The 25057-nt window shown below is 62.0% G+C and carries 20 protein-coding genes; 12 read left to right on the forward strand and 8 right to left on the reverse strand.

Translation table 11 applies throughout. The features are described from left to right. The 3 genes from JXA24_06455 to JXA24_06465 all read left to right on the forward strand — a co-directional run. Positions 1 to 942 (forward strand): hypothetical protein (locus tag JXA24_06455; GenBank protein ID MBN1283393.1); only part of this gene is annotated, 942 nt, incomplete at its 5' end. Positions 943 to 982: 40 nt separating this feature from the next. Next, positions 983 to 2320, forward strand: a complete 1338-nt coding sequence (locus tag JXA24_06460; GenBank protein MBN1283394.1) for a hypothetical protein — start codon at positions 983 to 985, stop codon at positions 2318 to 2320. 476 nt (positions 2321 to 2796) lie between these two features. Continuing rightward, positions 2797 to 4881, forward strand: coding sequence for a hypothetical protein (locus JXA24_06465; GenBank protein ID MBN1283395.1), 2085 nt, complete (start codon positions 2797 to 2799; stop codon positions 4879 to 4881). 283 nt (positions 4882 to 5164) lie between these two features. On the opposite strand, the gene JXA24_06470 is transcribed toward JXA24_06465, so the two are convergent. Further along, positions 5165 to 5863: a transposase gene (locus tag JXA24_06470; protein MBN1283396.1), complete on the reverse strand. Its 699-nt coding sequence runs from the start codon at positions 5861 to 5863 to the stop codon at positions 5165 to 5167. A 158-nt stretch (positions 5864 to 6021) separates the two neighbouring features. After that, entirely contained in the window at positions 6022 to 6771 is a 750-nt protein-coding gene (locus tag JXA24_06475; GenBank protein ID MBN1283397.1) for an SIMPL domain-containing protein, read from the reverse strand. Between the two features lie 314 nt (positions 6772 to 7085). On the opposite strand from JXA24_06475, the gene JXA24_06480 reads away from it, so the two are divergent. Next, positions 7086 to 7778 (forward strand): hypothetical protein, encoded by a 693-nt coding sequence (locus JXA24_06480; GenBank protein MBN1283398.1) that lies wholly within the window; start codon positions 7086 to 7088, stop codon positions 7776 to 7778. A 73-nt stretch (positions 7779 to 7851) separates the two neighbouring features. Here the strand turns inward: JXA24_06480 and JXA24_06485 are convergent, their stop codons facing one another. Further along, positions 7852 to 9111 (reverse strand): DEAD/DEAH box helicase, encoded by a 1260-nt coding sequence (locus tag JXA24_06485; GenBank protein MBN1283399.1) that lies wholly within the window; start codon positions 9109 to 9111, stop codon positions 7852 to 7854. 380 nt (positions 9112 to 9491) lie between these two features. On the opposite strand from JXA24_06485, the gene JXA24_06490 reads away from it, so the two are divergent. The 3 genes from JXA24_06490 to JXA24_06500 are packed head-to-tail and all read left to right on the forward strand — an operon-like array spanning position 9492 to position 12172. Further along, complete coding sequence (locus JXA24_06490; protein ID MBN1283400.1) at positions 9492 to 10721, forward strand: DEAD/DEAH box helicase; 1230 nt, start codon at positions 9492 to 9494, stop codon at positions 10719 to 10721. A gap of 9 nt (positions 10722 to 10730) precedes the next feature. After that, a complete protein-coding gene (locus tag JXA24_06495; protein ID MBN1283401.1) occupies positions 10731 to 11069 on the forward strand; it encodes a GIY-YIG nuclease family protein in 339 nt (112 codons plus the stop codon). Beyond that, positions 11066 to 12172, forward strand: coding sequence for a hypothetical protein (locus tag JXA24_06500; protein ID MBN1283402.1), 1107 nt, complete (start codon positions 11066 to 11068; stop codon positions 12170 to 12172). The genes JXA24_06495 and JXA24_06500 overlap by 4 nt, the downstream gene beginning before the upstream one ends. 6 nt (positions 12173 to 12178) lie before the next feature. Here the strand turns inward: JXA24_06500 and JXA24_06505 are convergent, their stop codons facing one another. Continuing rightward, positions 12179 to 13873 carry a cation:proton antiporter gene (locus tag JXA24_06505; protein ID MBN1283403.1) on the reverse strand — a complete coding sequence of 565 codons (1695 nt, stop codon included), beginning with the start codon at positions 13871 to 13873 and terminating at the stop codon, positions 12179 to 12181. A gap of 15 nt (positions 13874 to 13888) precedes the next feature. Then, a complete protein-coding gene (locus JXA24_06510) occupies positions 13889 to 14971 on the reverse strand; it encodes a flippase-like domain-containing protein (GenBank protein MBN1283404.1) in 1083 nt (360 codons plus the stop codon). A gap of 230 nt (positions 14972 to 15201) precedes the next feature. Here JXA24_06510 and JXA24_06515 point away from each other — a divergent pair, with 230 nt between their 5' ends. Genes JXA24_06515 through JXA24_06525 form a run of 3 tightly spaced genes read left to right on the forward strand, consistent with a single transcriptional unit; the run spans position 15202 to position 17985 of the window. Next, positions 15202 to 16386 carry a deoxyhypusine synthase gene (locus JXA24_06515; protein ID MBN1283405.1) on the forward strand — a complete coding sequence of 395 codons (1185 nt, stop codon included), beginning with the start codon at positions 15202 to 15204 and terminating at the stop codon, positions 16384 to 16386. 12 nt (positions 16387 to 16398) lie between these two features. After that, entirely contained in the window at positions 16399 to 17532 is a 1134-nt protein-coding gene (locus JXA24_06520) for a type III PLP-dependent enzyme (GenBank protein ID MBN1283406.1), read from the forward strand. 27 nt (positions 17533 to 17559) lie between these two features. Next, the gene (locus JXA24_06525; protein MBN1283407.1) at positions 17560 to 17985 is read left to right on the forward strand and encodes a hypothetical protein; all 426 of its coding nucleotides are present in this window, start codon (positions 17560 to 17562) and stop codon (positions 17983 to 17985) included. Between the two features lie 98 nt (positions 17986 to 18083). Here JXA24_06525 and JXA24_06530 read toward each other — a convergent pair whose 3' ends face one another. Both JXA24_06530 and JXA24_06535 read right to left on the reverse strand, forming a co-directional pair. Next, positions 18084 to 20207, reverse strand: a complete 2124-nt coding sequence (locus tag JXA24_06530; protein ID MBN1283408.1) for an FG-GAP repeat protein — start codon at positions 20205 to 20207, stop codon at positions 18084 to 18086. A 126-nt stretch (positions 20208 to 20333) separates the two neighbouring features. Further along, positions 20334 to 21539 carry a beta-lactamase family protein gene (locus tag JXA24_06535; GenBank protein ID MBN1283409.1) on the reverse strand — a complete coding sequence of 402 codons (1206 nt, stop codon included), beginning with the start codon at positions 21537 to 21539 and terminating at the stop codon, positions 20334 to 20336. Between the two features lie 288 nt (positions 21540 to 21827). Between JXA24_06535 and JXA24_06540 the strand changes: the two genes are divergently transcribed. Next, positions 21828 to 22022 carry a DUF2934 domain-containing protein gene (locus JXA24_06540; GenBank protein MBN1283410.1) on the forward strand — a complete coding sequence of 65 codons (195 nt, stop codon included), beginning with the start codon at positions 21828 to 21830 and terminating at the stop codon, positions 22020 to 22022. A gap of 94 nt (positions 22023 to 22116) precedes the next feature. Then, positions 22117 to 24075, forward strand: coding sequence for a hypothetical protein (locus JXA24_06545; protein ID MBN1283411.1), 1959 nt, complete (start codon positions 22117 to 22119; stop codon positions 24073 to 24075). 20 nt (positions 24076 to 24095) lie between these two features. On the opposite strand, the gene JXA24_06550 is transcribed toward JXA24_06545, so the two are convergent. Beyond that, positions 24096 to 25028, reverse strand: a complete 933-nt coding sequence (locus tag JXA24_06550) for a hypothetical protein (protein MBN1283412.1) — start codon at positions 25026 to 25028, stop codon at positions 24096 to 24098. Between the last annotated feature and the right edge of the window lie 29 nt (positions 25029 to 25057).

Raw genomic sequence — 25057 nt, forward strand, 5'->3', positions numbered from 1 at the left:
GCATTCTCCGACAAGAACATTACAGATGTTGCCGACATCGCGCTTGATAGTCTATCGGCGGATGGGACGGATGTTCTTCTCAACTCCGTATTGCGGATCGCATCGGGCAAATATCTTGCCGACGCGAATGCGAACGAACTGTTGGAATTCGTGCCCGTGGCATCGGCTGTCAATAATCTTGCCATTTCCAACGCGCAGACAGGTTTATCCCCAGTCCTTGCAGCTGCGGGCACCGATGCCAATATTGACATTTCGATCACGCCCAAGGGCACGGGTGAGGTCAATATCACGAAGGTGGACATCGATTCAGGCGCTATTGACGGGACGACTGTCGGCGCCACGACGCCTGCAGCAGGCACGTTCCTTGCGCTGCAGACCGGTGCCAACGGAACCGACGGCCAGCTGAGCATCTTCTCCGAACAGGGGGGTACTGATTACTTTGTGACATTGTATCCGAACGCGGCAATGACCATGAGCACGGCTTACACGATGCCCCCTGACGACGGCGATGCAAGTGAGGTCCTGACGACCGACGGAAACGGAAACCTGACATGGACAGGTGCCGGGGCCAATTACTGGTCCAAGACAGGCACAGACCTGTCGCCTGCAACATCGGGCGATGATTTAAAATTAAATACCGGTGAGACGCTTACGATCGGCGGCGGAACCGCAATTACAAGACATCTTTCTGCGACTGGTACTATAGATTTCGGAAATTTATCGAGTAATTGTGAAAGTCAAACGATAACAGTTACTGGTGCAGCTACTGGTGATACGGTCGTTGCAACACCGACCCCTGTGACTGGTGGTATTGAAACGTTAAGAATGACCTGGAATGGATATGTTTCGGCTGCAAACACTGTTACTGTGCGCGCCTGCGCAGTAGCAAACAATCAAAATGCTGCATCTCAGACCTGGCGCGCGGATGTGTGGCAGCATTGATAACAGCATATTCAGGAGTGATTGTTAAGGAAGGCACCCGATGAAGAACAGGCTTTTGTCGTGGATCTTCATCTTTGCTTCATTCTTCCTGCTCGCAACGCAGGCCGTGGCTGCCCCGCCGCAATCGGTGCCGGCGGACCTGGTCTATCAGGGCAGCATATTCGTGGACGATCTGCCCTTCGACGGGACCGGTCATTTCAAGCTGGCCCTCGTGGATGAGACAGGCGCCTCGCTCTGGAGCAACGACGGCACGAGCGCGGACGGCAGCGAGCCCGCGGCCGCCTTCCCGGTGACGGTGAACGAGGGAGTCTTCCAGATCACGATCGGCAGCGCGGCCATGGACCCCATCGACCCCGCCATCTTCAGCACCGAGGACACGATTTACCTGCACGCATGGTTCGACGACGGGACAAACGGCTTCTCGGCGCTCGATCCGCCGATACAGATCTCTTCCTCCGTATATTCCTTCAACAGCCAGTTCTTAAGGGGTTATGCTCCCGACGATTTCCTGAAGAGCACGGACCAGATCACGGCCGGCCAGATCTCGGCCGGGGCCGTGGGCACGGCGCAGATCGCGGCCGGATCGGTCACGTCCGACAAGATCACCGCCTTCTCCGGCAACGGCGACACGTTCACGATCGGCAGCGGCGCGGCCGCGAACAACGTGATCCTGGCCAGCCAGCCCGGCAACGATCCCGGCCTGCGCTACAACACCGGCACGAGCACATGGCAGGCCTCCAACGACGGCGCCGCATGGAGCGACATCTTAAGCGTACCGCCGGGCCCTGCCGGAGACCTCCTCACGTCAGACGGAGCAACATGGGGAAGCGCACCCCCGCCGAAAGACCTGTACTATTACAGGGTTAGCGGGGCCGCATCGAACCGCTTCTATACCAGCCCCAATACGGGCGCAGCGGTGGGCCAGGCAACTCTGGCCGCAAACACCCTCTATGCCATGCCCTTCATCGTCTCGCGCGCCGTTACCCTGGATGCCATGGCCGTCCGGGTCACGACCGCGGCCGGCACCCTGGCGCGCCTGGGCATATATGACGACGACGGCAACGACTATCCCGGAGGCCTCGTCCTTGATGCGGGCACCGTGGCCACCAACGCCAACGGCGTGAAGACCATCGCGATAAACCAGGACCTCGACCCGGGCCTCTACTGGCTCACGATAGTGGCCGATGGTGCGGTGCGCATAAGGGGTTTTAATGTAGGCGGCATGATCCCGATTCTCGGCATGGACAGCGGCCTTGGAACAGCATGGGGTTTCGGCTACAGCATCGCCTTTCCGTTCGGGGTCCTCCCCGCAAATTACCCCGCTGCAGCGGCCATAAGGACAGCCGCCCCCCTGCCTGCGATATTCGTGAGGTTTTGATCCTATGAAATCACGGGTTCTGACACTGATACTATTTGCGGCTCTCATCTCGGGATTTGCAAACGTGTTCGGCGCCGGCGGCTGCAGCGCAGATAACGTCAATCCCGGAATTCGTCAGACGGAGCAAAGTTTCACGTCAGACGGAGCAAGCAAAAACTCTTATATATCAGGTAGTTGTGCCCTGATGCCGGGTTCCGCCTCCGTCACGCCTCCGTCAGACGGAGCAAAATATCAAAGCATGCTGAAGTCACTAAAATAGGAGGAGCCCGAAAGCAGACGAACTGTTATGGCATCAGTGTCAATTCCTTGACGGAAAAAGTATTTTTATACCCCTCTGAAACGATATCTTTTCACACCTACAGCATAAAAGCTCACAACGACGTAAATATCCCCTTTATTGCACTGCGCTCTTCAGGAATCAGGCATGCATTATGCACAAAAATTATACGGCATCGGTCTGACGGAGGGAGGTCTTTATGAAGGACATTAAATCCGCGAAGGCTCGATTTCATTGTTTCACCTTCGTGTGCATCGCCATATGCGCATCGATTCTAATCTCTTTCGGATGCGGCGGCGGCCTGCTCAGAGGAGGTGGAGAGGATGCCCCCGACTCCCCGACGCCACCATCGGCGCCGATTGTCCTGGAGGGCATGCCGCTCAGCCTCATGGCTGCCGCGGCCAACCACCAGGTGACCCTCGTATGGGACGCGGTCTCGGGAGCTGCAAGCTACCGCCTCTACTCCGCAAACTCTCCCGGGCTCACGAAGTCCCCGACCGACAAGGCAGTCGCCACGATAATCGTTGAGGACCTCGTGGACACTAACTACCTGCATGCGGGGCTGCCCAACGGCATACTCCGCTGCTACGCCGTGGAGGCGATCGCTGCGGACGGCGCGGAAAGCGGGCTCTCGACCGAGGTCTGCGCAAGGCCAATGCCGGTCCTGGGCGAGACCGCGGTCGCTCCGTACACGATGAGGAATACGCTCTCCTGGAACGCCATGGCCGGCGATGTGGACTCGTGGAACCTGCACTGGAGAATCGGCGCCGGCATTTTGAATCCGGACATAAACCCAAACATCGCGGTCGCAGAGGGGACCGAGACGATCGAAGGGGTATCGCCGCCCTACCCGCATTCCGGCCTCTCCAACAACAACGTCCTCTATTGCTACGTGCTCGAGGCGGTGATCGGCGACGTGAGCGAGCCGCAGGCCGAGGTCTGCGGCACGCCCTACACGATAGGAGAGCTCGACTACAAGGAGGGGGATGAGAAGGGGTTCTGCTACGAGTGGATCAGCGACGCTGAGCTCGATTCCGAAGGCAGAATCGTGGTCGTGGGCGTGGACCAGTGCGGCGGCAAAAACGGAAAGGACGAGATCGTGTTCGCCGCGAGGCTGCTTGCGGACGGCACCCCCGACACAAGCTTCGGCGAGGACGGCTATTTCCGGGGCGACCCGGTGCGGCTGCCCGTGGAACTGTATTTCGCCCCGAAGAGGGGGGGCGCGTACAACGCCTGGGAAAAGATCGGCGTGGCGCTGGACAACGAAGGAAGGACGGTGATCGTCGCGGCGTTTCTCGACTACAACAAGGACGAGGGGCTGGGCGACGATCTCTATTATCTGCTCTGGCGCCTGACCCCCGACGGCGCACTCGACGAGACGTTCGGCAACGGCGGCATAGCCTTTGTCTCGGAGGGGGACGCATACCAGGAGATCGTCGGCCACGACGCAGTTGTCGACGGCGAGGGCAGGATGACCGTGGTCGGCAGGTTCAAGAACAACCTCTCGCTCGAAGGGGCCATCGTCTGGAGGCTGCTCGCGGACGGCACCCTCGACCCTGAGTTCAACAACAGGGACAAGGGACTGTACGGGTTCGTCGACATCCTCGAGCCTGGATACCATCAGGACGCTTTAGACGTCGCGATCGACCCGCAGGGCCGCCTGGTCGTGGGTGGCGTAGGAAATCTCGCTGCAGAGGAGGAGAGAGGCGACTATTTCTTCGGCATGGTCTGGAGGCTCATCGTGGACGAAAAGGCGATGACGGTGGAGCTCGATCAGGAGTTCGGCGGCGGGAAGGAGGGCGGCTGGGCCCAGTGCATGCTGGTGGAGGATTCCTATGTGGATTCTATCGCCATCGACGCCCAGGGCCGCATCCTGTTCGCGGGTGCAATGCCGAACGAACCCTTTTTCGGGAAATACGAATTCGTGATCGGCCGGCTCACCGCGGACGGAGAGCTCGACGAGACATTCGGGGAGGAAGGGATAGTCCGCTACAGGGGCAACGAGATCAACGACGAATATGCGGCCGACATCACGGTCGATGCTTCGGGCAAGATAGTCGCGGTCGGAATGCAGAGGAACCGCGCAGTGCTGCGCCGCTTACTCGAGAACGGAAGCCCGGACCCCACGTTCGGCTCAGGCGGCGTGGTCACATACACAGGGGGGTTCGGATCGGATGCAGCTATCCGCGTGATGATCGACGACATGGGGCGCCTGATTCTTGCCGGCCAGTCCACGAACAGCGAAGGGGAGCCGCTCGACATGTCGATCTGGCGATATAAATGAATGCCGTACCTTCGCCTTCCTTTCCTTTATGTCAGACGGAGCGGATTTTGGTCTGTCAGACGGAGCGGATTTTGGTCCAGACGTTAATTTGTCTCTTGCTTGGCAATGAATCATGATGATTTTGTCATCCGCAGCGGCTTGGCTTGATCTTCCGCAGTTCAGAATTGTCCTTCAACTGATCGGAGAGAGGCAAAAAACACCTCATAGAAGCCCTTCAGATAGACCTCCACCCTCTTGCAAAAGTTGATGACACTAAGGGAGTTGTTCGCAACTGCGGGGAAGGCTATCCCGGCGCGCTCGTCATGCGGATGAGTCTCGCATCGGTCGCTTTTCTGCCGAGTTTTTCACAGAGCTCGCGATACTTGCTCAGGACCCACTCCGGGTTGCCGATAAAGTGCGTGTGGGAGATGTTTATTTCCCTCCGATGCGCCATTATTGACTCGACGATGGCTCGATACTCGTTCTGTCGCTCCAGCGGAGTTTTCCCCAGATCAAGATAAGAAGGAGCCGGACTGATCAGCGCATCGGCCTTGCCATAAGCGTAGTACTGGTAAGACGACCATTGGTTCTTTCGGGGATGCGACACCTTCCTGGCCCTGTGTTGATTGAGATCGGCATAGCCCATGACCGTAAGCATGTGCTCGTCCGACTCGATCATGGGAGACTTGAATCGATCCATCACCACCTGTCCCCGTCTCTTGAGCTGCTTGTTGACGATCCTGGCGAACTGGCTGTTCACGACCCTGAAGAAGGCTGAGAATTTCTCTTTGTTTTCAAGGTGTCCCGTCAGGTGGGGGTGGTTGTCCATAAAGTTGTAGGAGTAGAACTGAATACCGTACTTATCCTTATACTTGAGTAAAAGGTCATAATACGCGCTTTTGGCCCACTCCCATTGAATCAGCCAGTCCTTGTTGTGGCACTGCCAGGTGACGTGGAAGCAGGCATCATCGCAAATGATCTCGTATCTTGGAAGGTAGGCCATGACCCTTGCTATAAGCAAACAGCATGCCAAACGAGCCCCCAAATAAACCCCATAAAACAGGTGTTATAAGATAATGGAGTTGAGGGGGTGCTGCGTTTTTGTGCACCCTGACCAATTACGCTCCGTCTGACGCTCGGGGAGTGCGGGGACGAAACTGCTCACCTCACAAGGTAGTAATCTATTGTGGAGACCACGCGGACCTTCTTGTCTATGTATCTGGATTCGGAGACCGACTCGTTCCCGTCGCGGGGCAGTATCATGAACATCCCCTGGTAGGCGCGCTTTATCTTGCCCAGCCCGCTCTTGGAGTCCTTGGCGAACTGCTCGGCGGCTCTCCGCGCGTTCGCGGTGGCCTCGACGATCATAGCCGGTTTCACATCGTTGAGCCTCGTGAAGATGTACTTAGGCCCGGTTCCGCCCTCCGCGTATTCCTGCTCCAGCACCACGCCCCTGCGCACAAGCTCGCCGGTGGCCCTGCTGGTCGCGTCGAGCAGATCGACCTTGCCGCTCCGCACGCCGACCGCCCCCTTCACTATGTAGCGGCTCTGCGAAGCCCCCTCCCCGCGGTACTGCTGGGCCAGGAGGTCGATCACCTCGGTCCTGCCGACCGCCATATCCTCCTCCGCCAGCCCCTTCTCCCTGAGAAATGTGAGGACCAGCCCCTGATCTTTCTCTATTTTGGCCTGCGCGGCCTCCAGCGAGTCGGAGGTAGCGACGAAGCGCACGGTCCAGATGGCGAGGTCTGCCCTCACATCCTGCTCGGCCAGCCCCTTCACCGTCACTACCCGGTCGGCCATCCTGCTCATGTAGAACCCCCTGCCCGCGAAGAACCCCCCTGCCGCGATGCCAGCCGCCACTATGGCCGCGGCAAGAATCATCGCTCCCCGCCTGTCCGCCGTCTTCTCCATCTTGCACCTCCCCCCGCATCGCGGAACAGGCAGAATAGAACAGATGAGCGTAAAAAAAGCAAATTCTCGTGGCGGCAGTAAGAGAGGTCCTGAAGTCGTTAACTTTGCTCCGTCTGACTGTGCTCGTGACTGTGCTCTGATATTTTGCTCCGTCTGACTGTGCTACTCCGTCTGTGCTCTGATATTTTGCTCCGTCTGACTGTGCTAGAGCAGGATGGGCTGGGCGGGGACAGCGGGAAAGGGGAGTGAAGAAGCGGTTGCATTCTGCCAAAATTGGAATTATCTTATTGAAAATCAACGAAAGGGGGAAAGATATGGAGACTCAGCTAATGACGTGGAAGGATGCAATAGTGCAGGCCCTCCAAAGCTTCCTGAACAAAGTGGTGGCGGTCGTCCCGAACATCATTGCAGCGATCGTGGTCCTATTCATCGGCCTGCTCATCGCCAACCTGCTGGGCCACATGGCAAGAAAGCTCATCGACCTCACCAAGCTGGACACCTTCCTCCAGAAGACTGTCGGGCTCTCCAAGCTCAAGGAACGTGGCATGGAGATCACCGCCTCGTCCCTGGTCGGGTGGGTTGTCAAATGGTTCTTCATCATCGTGACGTTCATCGCGGTGGCCGACATCCTCAAGTGGCCGCAGATAACCAGCTTCTTCGAGGCGGTAGCACTCTATATCCCGAACGTCATCATCTCGGTCCTGATACTGCTGGTCGGATTCATCCTGGGCGGCGGGCTCAAGGACCTGGTCATAAAGGCGGTCAGGGCCTCCAGCCTCCCGGAGACCTCTGCGGGGCTGCTGGGCACGGTCGCCCGCACCGCGGTGATAGTCTTCGCGTTCATGGCGGCGCTCACCCAGCTGGGCGTTGCTGCCGATCTCATCAAGATCCTCTTCACCGGCCTCGTCGCCATGCTGGCGCTCGCCGGCGGCCTCTCCTTCGGCCTGGGCGGGAAGGATCATGCCACACAGTGGCTGGACAAGATCCGCAAGGACATCAAGCACTGAGCGCTTCGATCGGTCATGAGAAAGGGGCGGGAGAGATCCCGCCCCTTTTTTGTCCCCTTCATCATAGATGGGATCAGCGGCCTCGACCCCAGCTTCCTCTCCTGCCTCTGCTCCTGCCGCCCCGGTTCGGGTTGCCCCGGTTGCGGGGCGATACCGTCCCCCCCGCGCACTCGGCCCTGGCCGCGGCAGGGGAATGATACGCATGGTCCGTGCTGACCGGAACCGGGCGCTTGAGCAGCCGCTCGATGTCGCTCAGGTAGGCGCGCTCGGCCGCCGCACAGAGCGATATGGCCTTGCCCGACGCCCCGGCGCGCGCCGTCCTGCCGATGCGGTGCACGTAGCTGGCCGGCTCGTTTGGGATGTCGAAGTTGATCACGTGCGATATGCCGTCCACGTCGATCCCGCGTGCCGCGATGTCGGTAGCCACCAGCACCCGGCAGGCGCCGGCGCGGAAATCGGCCAGCGCCGCGGTGCGCGCGGTCTGCGACTTGTTGCCGTGTATCGCGCGCGCCTCGATCGACGACTGGGCAAGCTGCTTCACCAGGCGGTTCGCGCCGTGCTTGGTGCGCGTGAAGACGAGGGCGCGGCCGATCTCGGAGGACCTGAGCAGATCGGTGATAAGCGCCCGCTTGTTCCCCTCGTCCACGAAGTGCACCCGCTCCTCGACCCTCTCGACCGTGGACGCCGGCGGGTCCACGGCCACCTTCACCGGGTCTTTCAGCATCCCCTCCGCCAGCCCCTGTATCTCCGGCGCCATCGTCGCCGAGAACAGCAGCGTCTGGCGCTCCCTAGGGAGCTTCGCGATCACCCTCTTCATGTCCGGCAGAAATCCCATGTCCAGCATCCGGTCCGCCTCGTCGAGCACGAAGACCTCCACGCCGGAGAGGTTCGCGTGCCCCTGGTTCATGAGGTCCAGGAGCCTGCCCGGCGTCGCGACCAGTATGTCCACGCCGCGGGACAGCGCCTTGACCTGCGGCGTCTGCCCCACCCCGCCGAAGACCAGGGCGTGGGTGAGCCCGAGGTGGCGGCCGTAGGTGCGGAAGCTCTCCCCCACCTGTGCGGCCAGCTCGCGCGTGGGCGTGAGCACGAGCGCCCTGGCGCTGCGCGCCGGGGCCCTCCTGCGGTCGGCCGCCAGCCTCTGAAGTATCGGCAGCGCGAAGGCGGCGGTCTTGCCGGTGCCGGTCTGCGCGCACCCTATGAGGTCGCGGCCGGCCAGCAGGTGCGGGATCGCCGCCGCCTGGATCGGCGTGGGGCGCTCGTAGCGCTCCGCCGCCAGGGCCCGCGCGATCGGTGCCGCGAGCCTCAATTTCTCGAACGAATGGTTCTCAATCATCTTCAATCCTTTTACTCTGCGCCGGGCACTGCCCGGGCGCCGTATTCTCCGCGACGGTCGCGTCAGCGCCAAAACGCACGGACGCGCCGATGCCGCAGATGGCCTGCGCAGGGCGCCGGAACGGCTCCTCTTTCACAGGCCGGTTTTTTGCGTGATTCGCAACAGGAGAAGAGACTCGAAGGGGAAAGCTCTCTGCCGACTATTCCAAACCACCTTGCTCGCGTGCCTCTTTAGGGCATGCGGCCCCGGAAAGCAAGCTGTTCCTCAGGCCGCGCCGGGGACATTTCCCTGACACGCCCTTATCGGCGGGGCCCTGTGGAAGTTGCTCGATATTTAAAGATGCTTGTTTTTCATGGCCTATTCCACTAGAGATCGGGCCCATGCCACATGGAAAACAGCCGCAGAAGGACATACCCGAGCTCGGACAGCATCCGGTCGAGACCGTGCCGCAGAGTTTTACCTCGCTGGGCCTCGGCGGCAAGATCTTGGACTCGATAAAACGCGTGGGATTCGAGAACCCCACGCCCATACAGTCCGCGGTGATCCCGCCGGCTCTGGCGGGCCGCGACGTGATCGGGCTCGCGCAGACCGGATCGGGCAAGACCGCCGCCTTCGTGATCCCCATCGCCTCCCGGCTCGAGCACGGCAAGGGGCTGCGCGGCCTCATCGTCTGCCCCACGCGCGAGATCGCGCTGCAGACCAAGGCGTTCCTCGACCTCTTCGGCAGGCCGCACCGACTTTCCACCGTCTGCGTGATCGGCGGCGTGAAGATGGGGCCTCAGATCAAGGAGCTCAAGGACGGGCCGGACATCGTGGTGGCCACGCCCGGCAGGCTCGTGGACCACATGCAGCGCGGGAACGTCCGCCTGAACGCGGTCGAGGAGCTGGTGCTGGACGAGGCGGACCACATGCTGGACCTGGGCTTCCTCCCCCAGCTCAACAGGATACTCGAGAAGATCCCCAAGAGGCGCCACACCATGATGTTCTCCGCCACCATGCCCCCGTCGATAGAGAGGCTGGCCCGCCTGCACCTCGATGACCCGTTGCGCATAGACATACTCCCCGAGGGGCGCGCGGCCGAGGGGATAGAGCACCGCCTCTACATGGTGGACGAGTACGACAAGAAGAGGTGCCTGCTGGCGCTCATACACCAGGAGCTCGGCAGCACCCTGGTCTTCACCCGCCGCAAGATCGACGCGGACTGGCTCTGCCGGGTGCTGGAGAAGGAGGGGCAGCCGGTCACCAACATCCACTCCGACCGCACGCAGAGGGAGCGGACGGACGCGCTCGCCGGCTTCCGCGGGGGCGAGCACCGGATACTCGTCGCGACCGACATCGCCTCGCGCGGGCTGGACATCCCCGGCATCGAGCACATCGTGAACTTCGACATCCCCCAGACGGTCGAGGAGTACATCCACCGCGCGGGACGCACCGCGCGCATGGACGCCAAGGGGCTGGTCTCCACGATCGCCACCTGGCTCGACAAGGAGATGGTGGCAAAGATCGAGGAGACGATCCGGCAGCCGCTCCCCCGCTGCACCGTGGCCGGCGTGGCCCCCTACCTCGAGGTCAAGGCCAGGTATCTCAGCAGGCGCGCGAGGCGCAGATAAACGATCCCCATGGCGAACGCATGGCACGTCTACATGATCGAGTGCAGCGACGGCACCCTCTACACCGGGGTGACGCTCGACCTGGGCCGCAGGCTCAGGGAGCACAACGCGGGCTCCGGCTCGAAATACACCAGATCGCGCAGGCCGGTGCGGCTCGTCCACAGCGAGGCCAGGCGCGGCCGCGCCTCCGCCCAGAGGCGCGAGGCGGCCATCAAGGCGCTGACCCGCGGGGAGAAGATGCTCCTCTGCCGTGATAATTCCGTGGACACCGGTCGCCGATGCCAATATCATCGTCGGACTTCAGCGGTCCGTATGAAAAACAGAAAGTCCCATGAGGGGGTTATATGAAGAAGAGCGTGGTGATGATCCTGCTGGTTCTCACGGCCGCGGCCGCATCGGCCGCGACCATCGGCGTGCAGAAGCTCGCCGGGAAACTCGGCGAGGCCGGGGGGCTTCTCATATTGACCGACGAGCGCTGCAAGGACTGCGACACCGGCCGCATCGAGTCGGCATTGAAAGTCGCCTTCCCGGAGAGCCCGGTCTCCGTCGTCGACTACGGCCAGCGCAGGGGCAGGAAGCTCTACGAGAGCGAGGGGGTGGAAAAACTGCCGGCGGCCCTCATCCCCAGGGCCTACTCCGAGAAGGAGAGCTTCAAGCGATTCGAGCGCTTCGCCAAATTGGGCAAGGACTATTACCTCCTATCCACAGGGGGAAAGTTCGACCCCAAGGCCGAGATCTGCGACAACGGGAAGGACGACAACGGCGACGGGCTGGTCGACTGCGAAGACCCGGCCTGCAAGGCCGACTGGCGCTGCATGGAGAAGCGCGACAGGCCCGACGTGGACGTGTTCGTGATGTCCCACTGCCCGTTCGGCACCCAGATAGAGAAGGGGCTGCTGCCGGTGTGGGACCTCTTCGGCGACAAGATCGATCTCAACATCCGCTTCGTGGGCTACGCCATGCACGGCAAGAGGGAGGTCGACGAGCAGCTCAAGCAGCACTGCGTGGCCGCTCAGGGCAAGGGCAAGTTCAGGAAATACCTCGAGTGCTTCCTCAGGGACGGCGCGGAGAGCGACAGGTGCGACAAGGAGGCCAAAGTCGACGCGGCAGCGCTCGCCGCATGCATCAGGGAGACCGACAGGCGCCTGGGCGTGACCGCGGGCCTCGAGGACAAATCGAAGTGGATGGGCCGCTTCCCGCCCTTCCCCATCGACGCCGAGCTCGGGGAGAAATACGGCGTGCGCGGCTCCCCCACCGTCGTGATCAACGACGCGGTGGTCCAGTCGGGCCGCAGCCCCAAGGCGCTCCGCGACGCGATCTGCATGGGTTTCAAGGAAAAGCCCGAGGAGTGCGCAAAGGAGATGGACGACTCGACCCCCTCGCCCGGCTTCGGCCTGAGCAAGGGCGCCGGCCCGGGCGGCAAGGCTTCCGCCGCGAAGTGCGGCGACTGAGCCGACTCACGCGAAGAGAGCCTGCACCGTCCTTGCGAGATCTTCGTCGGAAGACCTGCCTATCGCGACCCGGCTCCCGGGCATCTGCATGACCCTCGCGATCATCGCAAGGATGTCCACGTGGACGTCCTTGAGGTCCGCCGGGGAGACGAGGAGAAAGACCTGGTTCACCGGCCTGCCGTCAGGCGCGTCCCAGTAGATGCCCGACCTCGACCTCCCGAACGCCACGATCGGCTCGACCACGCCCTCCATCCTCACGTGCGGGAGCGCGACCCCGCAGCCCACCGCGGTGCCGTACTCCTCCTCGCGCCTGATGGCCTCGTCCGCTATCCTCTCCTCCATACCGGGCCCGAGCCTGACCGCCGCCCTGCGGGCCAGCTCCCTGATGGCGCCCGCGCGGTCCTGAGCCGCCAGCGCCGGTATCACCATGTCGCCCGCCAGATAGCCCGATACGCGGACCGCCGCCCTGCGGCCCAGAGCCCGGCGCATCCACGGCCCGGCCACCAGCGAAGAGAACACGGCGCTGAACACGATCGCCACGAAGACCGTGTCGTTTATGATCCCGCTCTCGAGCGCCAGATACGCCACCACGACCTCCATCATCCCGCCGGGCGTGTGCGCGATCGAGATGATGCGCCTGTTGAGGCGAGGCACCCTGGTCAGCGAGACTCCGATCCACGCGCCCACATACCGTCCCGCGATCCCGATTGCGCACATGAAGACCACGAGGAAGAGGTCGAACCCCTTCACGAAATCGATCTTGAGCCCTATGCTCGCGAAGAAGAGCGGCACGAAGATCGCGTGGACCATCTGGGATATGATGTTGCGCGACTCCTCGGAGAGGCTCTTGGCCTCCCCTATCATTACCCCCGCTATGAAGAATCCGAACAGGGCGTGGATCCCCAGCCCCTGCGTTATCGCGCCGAACAGAAGCGCCAGCAGGCACGCGAAGGTCAGCGACGAGCCCGGCTCCGGCATCTGCCTGCGCCTGAGCGCGCCGAGGGCCGCCGCCGAGAGATAGCGGCCCGCGGTGAGCGCCAGGGCCGCGAACCCGACCGTGGCCGCGAAGATTATGAAAACGCCCTTCACGCTCACCGCAGCCTGCGAGAATAGGCCGAGGACTATGGTGAAGAGCACCCATCCCACGATGTCGTTCACGGCGAGCGCGGACATGATGAGGAATCCCAGATCGGCCTTGAGGAGATTCAGGTCGCGCAGGATCCTCGCCGCCACCGGCATCGCGCTTATGGTCATGACCGTGGCCATGAACAGCGCAAACAGTATCCGGTGGTCCGCATCGACGAGATAGTGCGCGGGGAGGAAGAGGCACGGCACGAACGCGATGAGCATGGGGATGACGATGTCGGAGAAGGCGATCACCAGCGCGTTGCCCCTCTGCCGCCACGCCACCGAGAAGTCTATCTCGAGCCCGGTGTCGAGGAGCAGAAACAGAACCCCGATCCAGGCCATGGTCTCGAGCATGTTCATCTGCAGGACATCGGCGGGGAAAATCGCCGCATGCACGCCGGGCAGAAAGCGGCCGAGTATCGTGGGCCCGAGCACCACGCCCACGAGCAGCTCGCCGGTCAGGGCCGGCTGCCCCCTCCTGCGGAGGAACTCCCCCAGCCCCCGGGTGAGCGCGAGCAGGACGAGGACCTGGATCAGAAAGAGAAAGATGTGCGTCTCGTCCAGGTAGTGCACGGCAGAAGCCCCCCTTCACCTCACCGGATGATGCGCGGTCTCGCTGAGCATCGACGACGGGATCTTCTCCACGATGTTGAGCCCGATCGACCTCGTGATGAAGGCGCCCCCAAGCACCATCCACAGGTACGTGGTGAAGAACCGCCACAGCACTATGAAGACCCCCAGCAGGTGCGTCGGCACGTAGGCGGCGAACATTATGTAGGAGCCGCCCTCCGCCACCCCGGACCCGCCGGGCGTGGGCGTGAAATAGAGGAAGAAGTAGAGCACGAACTGGATCATCACCACCACCAGCGGCGATATCATGAAGCCCAGCCCCGCGAGGATCGCGTACGCTATTAGGTAATTGGCGGCCATCGACAGCAGCGTGAGCGCCACCACGGCGAGGATCGTCTTCCTGCGGTATTTCAAAAAGCTCTTGAGGCAGGCGACGAAGTCGTCGATCCACGTGTCCATCTTCTTCTCGATCGTCTCCGCGTAGCGGGAGAGGATTTTCCACTTCGCCGCCCTCAGCCGCACCCGGCGGATCAGCCTCTCGATCTTCCGCGGATTGTGGAACGCGTACGCCAAAAAGACCACGGCCAGCGATATGACGGCCGCGATCGAGTAGAAGAACTTCCTCAGATAGACGTTCTCTATGAGATCGCCGCGGAAATAGATTATCGAAGGTGCGGCCACCGCTATCACGAGGAGCACGAGGAAGCCGCGGACGAGCGCGATGGTGAGCGCCTTGCCGAAGGGCACCCCCTTCTTGGTTAGCATGTATATCATGAGCGGCTCGCCGCCGGTCACAGTGGGCGATATCGAAGAGAGGAACCAGTAGGAGAGAACGGTCTCGACCGCGTAGAGGAACCCTATCCTCGTCTCAGCGGCCGCCGCGAGGACCTTTATTATGACCGCGTTCAGCGATATCATGGCCGCCCCGAGAATCAGGGCGAGCAGCAGGTAGGAGGAGTTCATCTCCCTGATCGCGTGCCAGGTCTCAGGCCCCGCAGTCTTGGCGATCACCAGGCCTATGATGAATATGGTGATGGCGCAGAAGATCAGAAACAGCCTCTTGATCGACGCGCCTTTTTTTTTGGCCGGCCCCTTGTGCATCCCGCGCCTTCCCCCTTTGAGTTTTGATACACCATCGGGCAGCAGATGACAATCGTCCGCAACGCGGCGGCGCATCTGCCGGCAAACGGCCGCACGGCAAGGGTTGCAGGGCGGAGGCCCCGGGCGGCGGCGGGGGAAATTTGCCCTTGTTTTCGGAGGGGCCCCCGGATATACAGCTTCGCAATATTCAGATATCTTTACGTTTTTTTGTCTCAGGAGGAAGCGAAGACATGGATAAGAAAAAAGGGGGCTGCCCCGGAAAGGCCAAATACCTCTCAGGGAAGAGGATCCTCCCTGAGCCGATCAGCGGCGCCACCAGCATCACAGAGCTCATCGACAACATGGACGCCTACAACGGGGGGAGGCTCCGGACAGCGTGCCACCTGATGAGGGACCGCTACTCGAAGGACGACGTGACCGTGGGGCTGTCGCTGGCCGGCGCGCTCACCCCTGCGGGGCTGGGGCCCTCCTCGGTCATCCCGCTCATGAACCACGGCTTCGTGGACTGGATCTCCGCCACAGGCGCCAACATGTACCACGACATCCACTACGCGTTCGACCTGCCGCTCTTCCGGGGCAGCCACAACGTGGACGACGCGGACCTGCGGGCCAAGGGCGTGACCCGCATCTACGACATCCTCTTCGACTACGAGGACGTGCTCATGGAGACCGACCGCAGGCTCCGCGAGATGCTGGTGCGGCCCGAGTTCCAGAAGGAGATGGGCACGCGGGAGTTCTACCACCACCTCGGCAGGCTGCTGGACGAATACGAGAGGAAGAACAGCCTGGGCCAAGTGAGCATCGTGGCGGCCGCATACCGCAACGGCATCCCGATCTTCACCTCATCCCCCGGCGACTCCACCATCGGCATGAACGTGGCCGGCGTGGAGCTTCTGGCCGAGGCCTCGGGGCTCCTCAATAAATTCAGGCTCAAGATAAACCCGAGCATCGACGTGAACGACTCGACCGCCATCATCCTCAACGCGAAGCGCTACGAGAAGGGGAAGACCGGCGTGATCCTCATCGGCGGCGGGAGCCCCAAGAACTTCATGCTCCAGACCGAACCGCAGATCCAGGAAGTGCTCATGATCCCGGAGATGGGCCAGGACTACGACATCAACATAACCGACGCCAGGCCCGACACCGGAGGCCTCTCGGGCGCCCCGCCCTCCGAGGCCGCGAGCTGGGGCAAGATCGACCCGAACCAGCTCGACGAGACGGTGACCGCCTACCTGGACGTGACCGCGGCATTCCCGATGATGGTCGCTTACACCATACAGACGACCAGGCCCAAGAAACAGAAGAGGCTCTACGACAGGGGCGAGGAGCTGCGCAAGAAGCTCATAGAGTCGTATCTGGAGAACAACAAGGAAGTGGAACACCTGCGCGGCCTCATAAGGAAACTCGGGTCATAGAGGGGGGAAGAGATGAAAGACAGGCTCCTGGAGCTGGCGAAGCACCACGGCACTCCCCTCTTCGTAGTGGACCACGAGAGGATAAGGGAGAACTACCGGGCGTTCAAGAAACACCTGCCGCGAGTGCAGTGCTACTACGCGGTGAAAGCGAACTCCAACCAGGAGATCATAAAGACCCTCTTCAAGGAGGGGGCGAGCTTCGACGTGGCCTCCTACAACGAGTTCATGCAGGTCTACGAGTACCTCGTCCTCTTCGAGGAGAAGGAGAAGGAGTTCTACATCTGGGACAAGATCATCTTCTCCAACACCATCAAGGACAGGGGCACGCTGCAGAAGATAAAGAAATACAAGCCCCTGATGACCTACGACAACAGGGACGAACTCAAGAAGATAAAGGAGCACTGCGAGAGCGCGGGGCTGGTGCTGCGCCTCAAGGTCCCGGACACCGGCTCCCAGGTGGAGATGGGATCGAAGTTCGGGGCGGAGCCGGCCGACGCGGCGAACCTTATAAAGGAGGCGTTCGACCTGGGGCTCTCGGTCGAGGGGCTCTCCTTCCACGTGGGCAGCCAGTGCGTAAATTTCGACAACTACGTGGCCGCCCTCCAGCTCGCCTCGGAGATCTTCCACGACTCGCGCAAGAAGGGCTACAAGTTTAACATAGTCGACCTCGGCGGCGGATTCCCCGCGCCCTACGACGCGCAGGTCCCGGAATTCGCGAGGCTCGCGGAGATCATCGGTTCGGAGTGCGCGAGGCTCTTCCCGAAGGACGCGGAGATAATCGCGGAGCCGGGCAGGTTCATGGTCGCGACCGCGGCGACGCTCGTGGCCGAGATCATCGGCAAGGCGCGCCGCGACGGCAAGGTCTTCTACCACATCAACGACGGCGTCTATCACACCTTCTCGGGCGTGGTCTTCGACCACTGGATCCCGAACTTCCACGCCTTCCGGGAGGGGAAGACCGAGGTCTGCGCGGTGGTCGGCCCCACCTGCGACAGCTTCGACAAGATATCTCTCTCCGAGCAGCTGCCCGCCGACCTCCAGATCGGCGATTTCCTCTACACCGGAAACATCGGCGCGTACAGCGTGGCGTCGTCGACGAAGTTCAACGGCTTCGACGGCGCGAAGATCCTGCATATAAACAATTGAAACGGCGGTGAACAATAAGGAGGTCGTATGAAGAAGACGGTGATATGCTTGGCAGTTCTCGCGTCCCTGCTCGCCCTCGCTCTGGCCGCCCATGCCCGCGCTGAGTGCAAGGTCGGCTCAAAGGCGCAGGTTCTCTGGAAGGGGAGCTGGTATCCGGCCTCGGTAAAGAAGATGAAGGGCGATCAGGCATACATCCACTATGACGGTTACAATAACTCCTGGGACGAGTGGGTAAGCCCGGAGCGGATCAAGTGCACAGTCGCCGCCGCCGCGACGGCCAAACCCGCCTCGTTCTCGGAGGGCGACGCGGTATCGATCAAGTGGAAGGGCACATGGTACGATGCCCACGTGATCGGCGTGAATAAGAAAAAGGACTCCTGGAAGATCCACTACGACGGTTACAACAGCTCCTGGGACGAGTGGGTGGGTGCGGATCGCATCAGGACGAAGTGATCCCTTTCCCCTTGGACGGTGCACCACCTTGCCCTGAAAGAAGAGACCGGCGGCGCATTGAGCGCCGCCGGTCTTTTTTCCGTCACAAGAGAAACTGATCAGGGCAACGGGTAGAATGTCGACCCCATGAACCCCAGCGCATCCTTGGTCGCCCCCGTGATAGTGGCGGCCGGGCTGCACGTAGCAGGCGCTGTGAAAGTGCACGACGTAATACCTGCTGCAGAGCCGTTGAAGATATAGGTAAGACCGTTAGTGGGTGTCCAGTACTGAGGTGCGCCGAGTGCGATGTCGTCGAACCCGTCGTTGTTGAAATCGACTCCACCGCTCAGCCCTAGGCTCAAGAGATCAAAGTTGGCAATGTTTCCGAGGATCTTGGTGTCGGCCTGCGCATCGGTAAGAGCCGCCGCAAGATTCTTTCCTAGAAAAACGTATGCTGCGCCGGGATCTGCAGCAGGTGTAGCTGTAAAGCCACCGATCAATAAATCGTCTTTGCCGTCGCCGTCGACATCTCCTGCGGCAGTGAGCGTGTTGCCGAACTTGTCGTCGTTTCCGCTGGTTTCAGAAATGACCGTCGACGCAGAAGCCGGGGTAAGCGTGGTGCCTGCCAGCACATTTCCCGGGAATACGTAGACTTTGCCGGCATTGACGACCGGCTCGCCCACCATCACATCCGCGATGCCGTCGCCGTCCACGTCGCCTGCGCCAGCGACGGTGTTGCCGAATTTGACCGTTCCGGTGATGATCGCGTCGGCAGCCGCAGCATTACGCGTGGCTGCAAGGGCCGCGGCGCCGTAGAAAACGTAGGCGCGGTTCTTGTCCGACCCGACGACGATGTCATCGAGGCCGTCGCCGTTCACGTCGCCCGCTCCGTCGAGCATCATCCCCAGGACATCGCCGGATTGGCCAGCAATCGACTGGGTAGCATTCGCCACGTCGAGCGCGCCCGCAAGGGAAGCGCCGCCCGCAAAGATGTGCACACTGCCGTCGCCGCCGGTCAGCGGGGCAGCGACGATCACATCGTCGTACCAGTCTCCGTTCATGTCGCCAGCACCTGCGACCGAATAGCCGAGGTCGTCGTTGCCTGCTGCGCCCATGCTGATAGTGGCGAGGGCGTCCGATGCGTCGAGCGTGCCGGTGAGGCCAGTTCCGCCTGCAAAGAGATAAGCCTTGCCTTTGCGGGTACCCGATGTCTGCGGCGCACCCACGATGAAGTCCTCGTAGCCGTCGCCGTTCACGTCGCCCACCATCTTATTCGACACAGCCAGGTAATCGTGCTGCGCACCCGCGAACGACGCGCCAGGAGCACATGCGGCCGAGAGGTCGCAGGTCGGAATGCCCGTAGCTGTCCCGTAGAAGATGTAGAGCTTGCCGTCGCGCGTCAAAGAACCGGCATAGAGCGCACCCACGAGCAGGTCCGCATACCCGTCTCCGTCTATGTCGTTCCTGGTCAGCGTCGTGAACGATGCGCCGGCGACCGCCGTTCCGGAGGCATAGACTGTGTGCGTAGTGCGATACCCGAGCCGCGCGTCAGGCGTGAAGAGGACGGATGTGCCGTCTGCCGCCCAGGCGTACGCCCCCGCGACCGCGGTGCCGGCGCCGTCCTTCAGCTCTATCGCAGCCTCGAAGTCCTGCTGTGCCGCAGCGTCGGTGATCGGTGTGTCCGGGATATACTTCACCTTCACAGAGCGCGGGATCGGAGCTGCCGTGAACTCGATCTCCGTGCCGTCCAGTTTTACGAGCTTGCCCGTGGCGCCGGGGGCGACCCCGCCGGCCGTTGTGAAGATTGCCGTGAAACCCTCGAACGCCGTACCAGTTGCGTAGTTGATCGCCTGTGAGAGGCAGGCAGCATACTGCGTGCCTGCAGCGAGGTCCGCTGCCGGATCGAGCACGCATTCGGTCATGTTCGGACAGCTGATCGATGCGGCAACAGCCCCAGCAGGGTTACAGACCGTATCGTCGTAGGCGTCCTTGGCCGTCTGAGCTGCCGCTGCGGGGACCGGCGTGATGAAGAAGCTCGTGCCGGTGACGGTGGCGGTGCTCACCATCTGGTTGAACGTGTAGGAAAAGCTGCTGTCCACCGGGACGTCCTTACTGCCGCCGATCGTGTTGAGGGATACCGTATCGCTCGGAGTCCCCCCTCCCCCGCCGCATCCAGCGACTGCTGCCGCGACGACCGCCGCTGCCCCCAAGACCGCCAGAAAAGCCCTGCCACGAATCTTCATATTACCTCCCCGGAAGGAATATATTGCGTTAGCGGCGAACCTGCTGAACTGATATTTCTTACTAATAGCGCACCCCCTGCAAGTCAACCTTTCAAAAAACGGGACGACAAAGAAATTGTTTCGCCGTTAAAGGCTGATGTCCCTGACCGCGTTCCAGAAGATCGAGCGCGCTGGGTTTCTCCCTGACCCGCCGGCCTGCGCGAGCTCGCCGTTCTCCAGGACCACGATGTCGTAGCCGCGGTACCGCATGCAGTAAGAGGTGTAATAGCCCATGAACGTCCCGTAATGACCGACAGCCCCGCTGTCGTCGTAGATGCCGAGGCCGTATGAGACCGGCCAGGTCTCTATCTGTCCGTCCTTCATCTGCAGCCTCTCCTGCTGGGCTTCGGGGCTGATGAGCTCCCCCTCCTCGAGCGCCTTCGCCCAGATGAGAATATCGCCTATGGTGGAGATCAATCCCCCGGCGGCCCAGGCCCAGCCGGGGTTCATCGACAGAGAGAGGTCTGCGACCTGCCCGTCAGCCATGAGATATCCGCGGGCGAACGGCTCGGGCATCGCCGGGCTGTCGGGAAGCGAGGTGTCGTGCATGCCGAGGGGCTGAAGCAAACGGCTATTGACCTCGCTCGCATAGGAGTTCCCCGTCACCTGCTCGATGATGATCCCCTGGAGGATGAAGTTGGTGTTGCAGTATTCAAACTGCGTGTCCGGCGCGTACGGGGCCGGGTCGACGCTCTCTGCGCTCCACCTGAGCATCTCCACCGGGTCGACCTGCTCCAGCGGGTGCCCGGCGAATATCGTTGCCCCCTCCTGCGTGGCCAGGGAGTCCACCATCCCGCTGCGCATCTCGAGGATGTTGCGCAGCGTCATCGTCTCGCCGTAAGGGATTGTGAAGCCTAGATGGCCGGGGGCGAACCATCGGGCGATTATCCCGTCTATCGTGTCGTCGAGGCTGAGCTTCCCCTCGTCGACCAGCTGGAGGATGATTGTGGCTGTGAAGGTCTTGGTGACGCTGGCGATGCGGAAGAAGCGGTCGATCGCCATCGGCTCGCCCTCCGCCGCGCCGTTGCCCGAGGCGTCCGCAATCTGCTGAGGGAGTGCCGCTGAACCGCATGCGCCGTACCATGTGGACCCGTTCGGGGCGCGCACGCCCATCACCGCCCCCGGGATCTCGAGCTCCTCCACCGACCGGCAGAGCGACTGATCGAGCTTCAGCGCCATTATCTGGTTGAAGCCGGAGCCTTCCCCCAAGCGGCACGAAACAATGCCGGCCGCGAGAAGGCCGCCCAGGAGAACGCCGAGGACCCTTGAAATACACAGGCCGCGTCTCTTCATATCGGTCCTCTTAGCACGAATCCCGGGCCGTTGAAAACCCAACCATGTCCCCCCGTCGGACAGAGCCCCTGTCAGACGGAGCAAAAAACCCCTGGAGCCCCTGTCAGACGGAGCAAAATGAATCAGCTTCTAACATATGGATATTATTAATAAATAAGGTTCGTTCACTCTCCTCAAGGCCCTGATCGGAAGCTGCCACTGTAAAATCCCTTGAAAATCAGGATTTTCGTACTAGCATCCCTTCCACAATTTACAGCCACCACGAAACGAGGTCGGCAGGGAGGAAACATGGCTAACAGGGATACACGGAACACCGGCAGGGCCAGCACTTTTCTGAACGTATCCGACGACAAGGTGTACGAGGCGATCAGGAAGCGCGCCTATGAGCTGTATTGCAAGAGGGGCCACGCGAACGGCAACGACATGAAGGACTGGCTCGAGGCCGAGAGGCAGGTCAAGAAGGAGATGAACCTCGCGCGCTAGATCGCGGGCTCGTCGATTTGAAATGTTCGAACAGGGAGGGGGATGCCCCTCCCTGTTTTTTTTGCGTGAGATCATCGCGCCGGGAGAAAAAGACATGCCCGTCACCTGGAAGAGGACAGAGCTGGACGAGATGGACTGCATGCTCCGCGAGGCGTGGGAGCACAACGCACTCCACATGAACGAGGTTTCGGGCAGACCGCTGGCCCACGCCGACGGCGACGACCTCGACGGCGACGGCAACCGGGGCGAGCGCATCACCGTCTCAGAGACGGTGGGATACAAGCTCTTCATGGAACTCCTGATGGCGACGATGGCCCGAACGAGCGGCGACGCCGAACTCGAAACCAGGGCGATGGAGAATTTCGACAGGGCGTGGGGATGGGCGGAGCGGAACATGCAGCGCAGCGCCCTCGCATCTGCGTACGATCCGGTCGCCGGGGCGCTCGTCCCGATACCGGAAGGCAAGCGCGACTCGCTCCTCGCGTGGCGATACGTGCCGGGCGCCGGGGTGATCCACCACGCAAAGAATCGTTCCGACGGCATCTTCATAGACGGCCTCGACGGCGCCCCCGACGGCGACCTCTTCACCGCCGCCTCGCTGAGATTGGCGGCGGTGCTCTGGCCCGAACGACAGGATTACCTCGCGGCGGCGGAGGATATCGCGGTGGACATCCGCGCAAAATACGTGGCCGAGATCGGCGGCGAGCCGTATCTGTTGGGCGGCGACGAGTTCGTGCGGATATCCGGCATCAATCCCTCGTACTCGTTCGAGGCGGTCTACGACATGATGGGCGAGCTCGACCCCTCTCACGCGGCCGACTGGCAGAGGCTCAAGCAGAGCTCCATGAAGGCGGCGGTGGCCGGCGCCGACTCCACGCTATCGGCCGGCGGACCCTACATGTCGAACGGCAGGACGATAGGCTTCAGGGCGAGGCGGATAGAGGGCAGCTCGAACATGCCGCCGAACTGGCTCACATACGACGGCTCGGGGTTCGGCGACAACGAGTGGTTCGATCCCATCGACTGGATATCGGGCTGGGACGGGCTGCGCACCCTCTGGATGAAGGCCGCCTACTTTCTCTACGACGGGAACGAGGCTGCGCGCAGGTATCTGCAGGACGACGCCGGAACGAAGGAGGACTTCGGTCCCTACGGGTTCCTGAAGAATCATCTCCTGAAACACGGCAGGCTGCCGGCCGGCTTCGGCATAGACGGCTCCTCCTCAGGGCCCGAGCTCTCGGTGATGAACCTCACCGAACCCAACGCCTTTTCGCTCGGCATCTATCTCGGCTTCTTCTACGCGGCCGGCGACATCGAGGCCGCATCCAGGATGCTGGGCGGGCTCGTCGACTCGTATCACACGCAGCAGGTCCCCGGGCCGATCGGTATCGGCGAAGGGACCTTCGCCGAGGTCCGCACCGAGGGCGACCTGGACTACTTCGGGGACTGCTGGGCCTGGTTCGGCATGGCGATGGCCCGCGGGGCGGTCGAGGACCTCTTCGGCCTCTACAGGGAGTGGCGCGCGGAGAACGTCATGCCGCCCGCTTCTCCCGCCCCCCTACTCCCCTCTTATTTCGAGGTGAAGCCGGGCGGGATGGAATTCGCGCGCGGCATGGACCTGATGAAATCGAACATGTGGATCTCGGCGTTCGACGGCTGCTCGAGAAAGCTCTTCGGCGGCTACGCCTGCGAGGGCCGCGCGAAGGAGTGGTATCTCGGCGGCGTGGGGATAGGGCTGGGGCGAAACCCCGCGTGGGGCATCGAGAGGGAATACGACGGGCTCTTCATCGACGCCCCGGGCGCGCAGGGCCGCGTGAAGATCGAGCTGCACACCGACCGCCGCATCTACGTTCACGAGGCGTCGGCATCCAACGCCGCCTCCATGTACGTCCCGTTCACCGCCTTCAGGGAAGAGATCGATTACGCGCCGAAGGGCAGAAGCTTCGATCCGAAGGTGGATCGCGTGGGCAAGATCCAGGTGATCGGCCTGGGAGCGACCGCCGACGGGGAGGTGGAGTTCGTCCTCAAGGAAATCCGCGCAGTGAAGAAATAGATCCCCGGCTATTCAAATTTTCACGGACAGTTCGGGCCGACGGTCATGTGTAACTTCGTGCCCGCGGAGCAGCGGCGCAGGCCGATCGAGTCGTCGTATGCGTAGCCGTACACGGTCTTCTTGCACGCGGTGTGGATGTGTTCCACGTAGCCGGTGCCCACCACGGGGCCCGCCCTGCACTCCTCGGCGCCTATTGGCGGCGTGGGGCAGCAGTAGATCACCGGAGGGTCCGTGTCCTCGCCAAGACCCAGCCCTCCGTATGTGGGATAGTTGAATTTCTTGCAGGGCGAATAGCAACCGATAACAGGGGCGCCGGCGTCCTCCTTCACCCTGAGGTCTTCGTCAGCATACTCCGGAAAGACCGTGCCCCCCTGCCCCGCGCTCAAGTCGTCGGCGGTCGGACACTCCGCAAGGCTCAGGGCCGCGCAGTCCACGGCAGAACAGGGCTGACCCTGGTCGTCCAGCGTGTCGCCGGTGACCGCCACGGTGAACGGGAATGTGTATCCGTCCACGGCGCTCGAGTTCCAGTAGGTGTCGATCATCCTGTCCCCCTGCGGGGTGAATCCGCACTGTGTCTCATCCGCCAGCGTGCAGCCCCATGTCGCCTCGATCTTGGAGTCCACAGGCGGCGGGCAACCGCCGGCCGGGCACGGGTCGGAGCTCTGGCCGATCTCGCAGTTCTCGCCGCTCGCGTCGCAGCCCTTCTTGGGCCAGAACCTGGTGGAGGCCTGGCCAGCCTCCGGGATATCGTAATCGTGATATGCGCCCGGCTCGATCTTCACAACATCGGGGGTCGAGGCCGGCATGTTCTGCTGCTGTATCCAGATGGCGTAGGCGCAGCTGTTGGTGACCCTCAGCCGCTTCGTCTGGGTGTCGTCGCCGCCCCCTCCGCCCCCCCCTCCGCACCCGCAGAGAAGAGCCACAGCCAGCGCCAGGCACAGCTTCTTATTCATAGATTCCCCCTCGTCGTTCCCGCGCTTAT

The sequence above is a fragment of the Pseudomonadota bacterium genome (genome assembly GCA_016927275.1).
Taxonomy (GTDB): Bacteria; UBA10199; UBA10199; order 2-02-FULL-44-16; family JAAZCA01; genus JAFGMW01.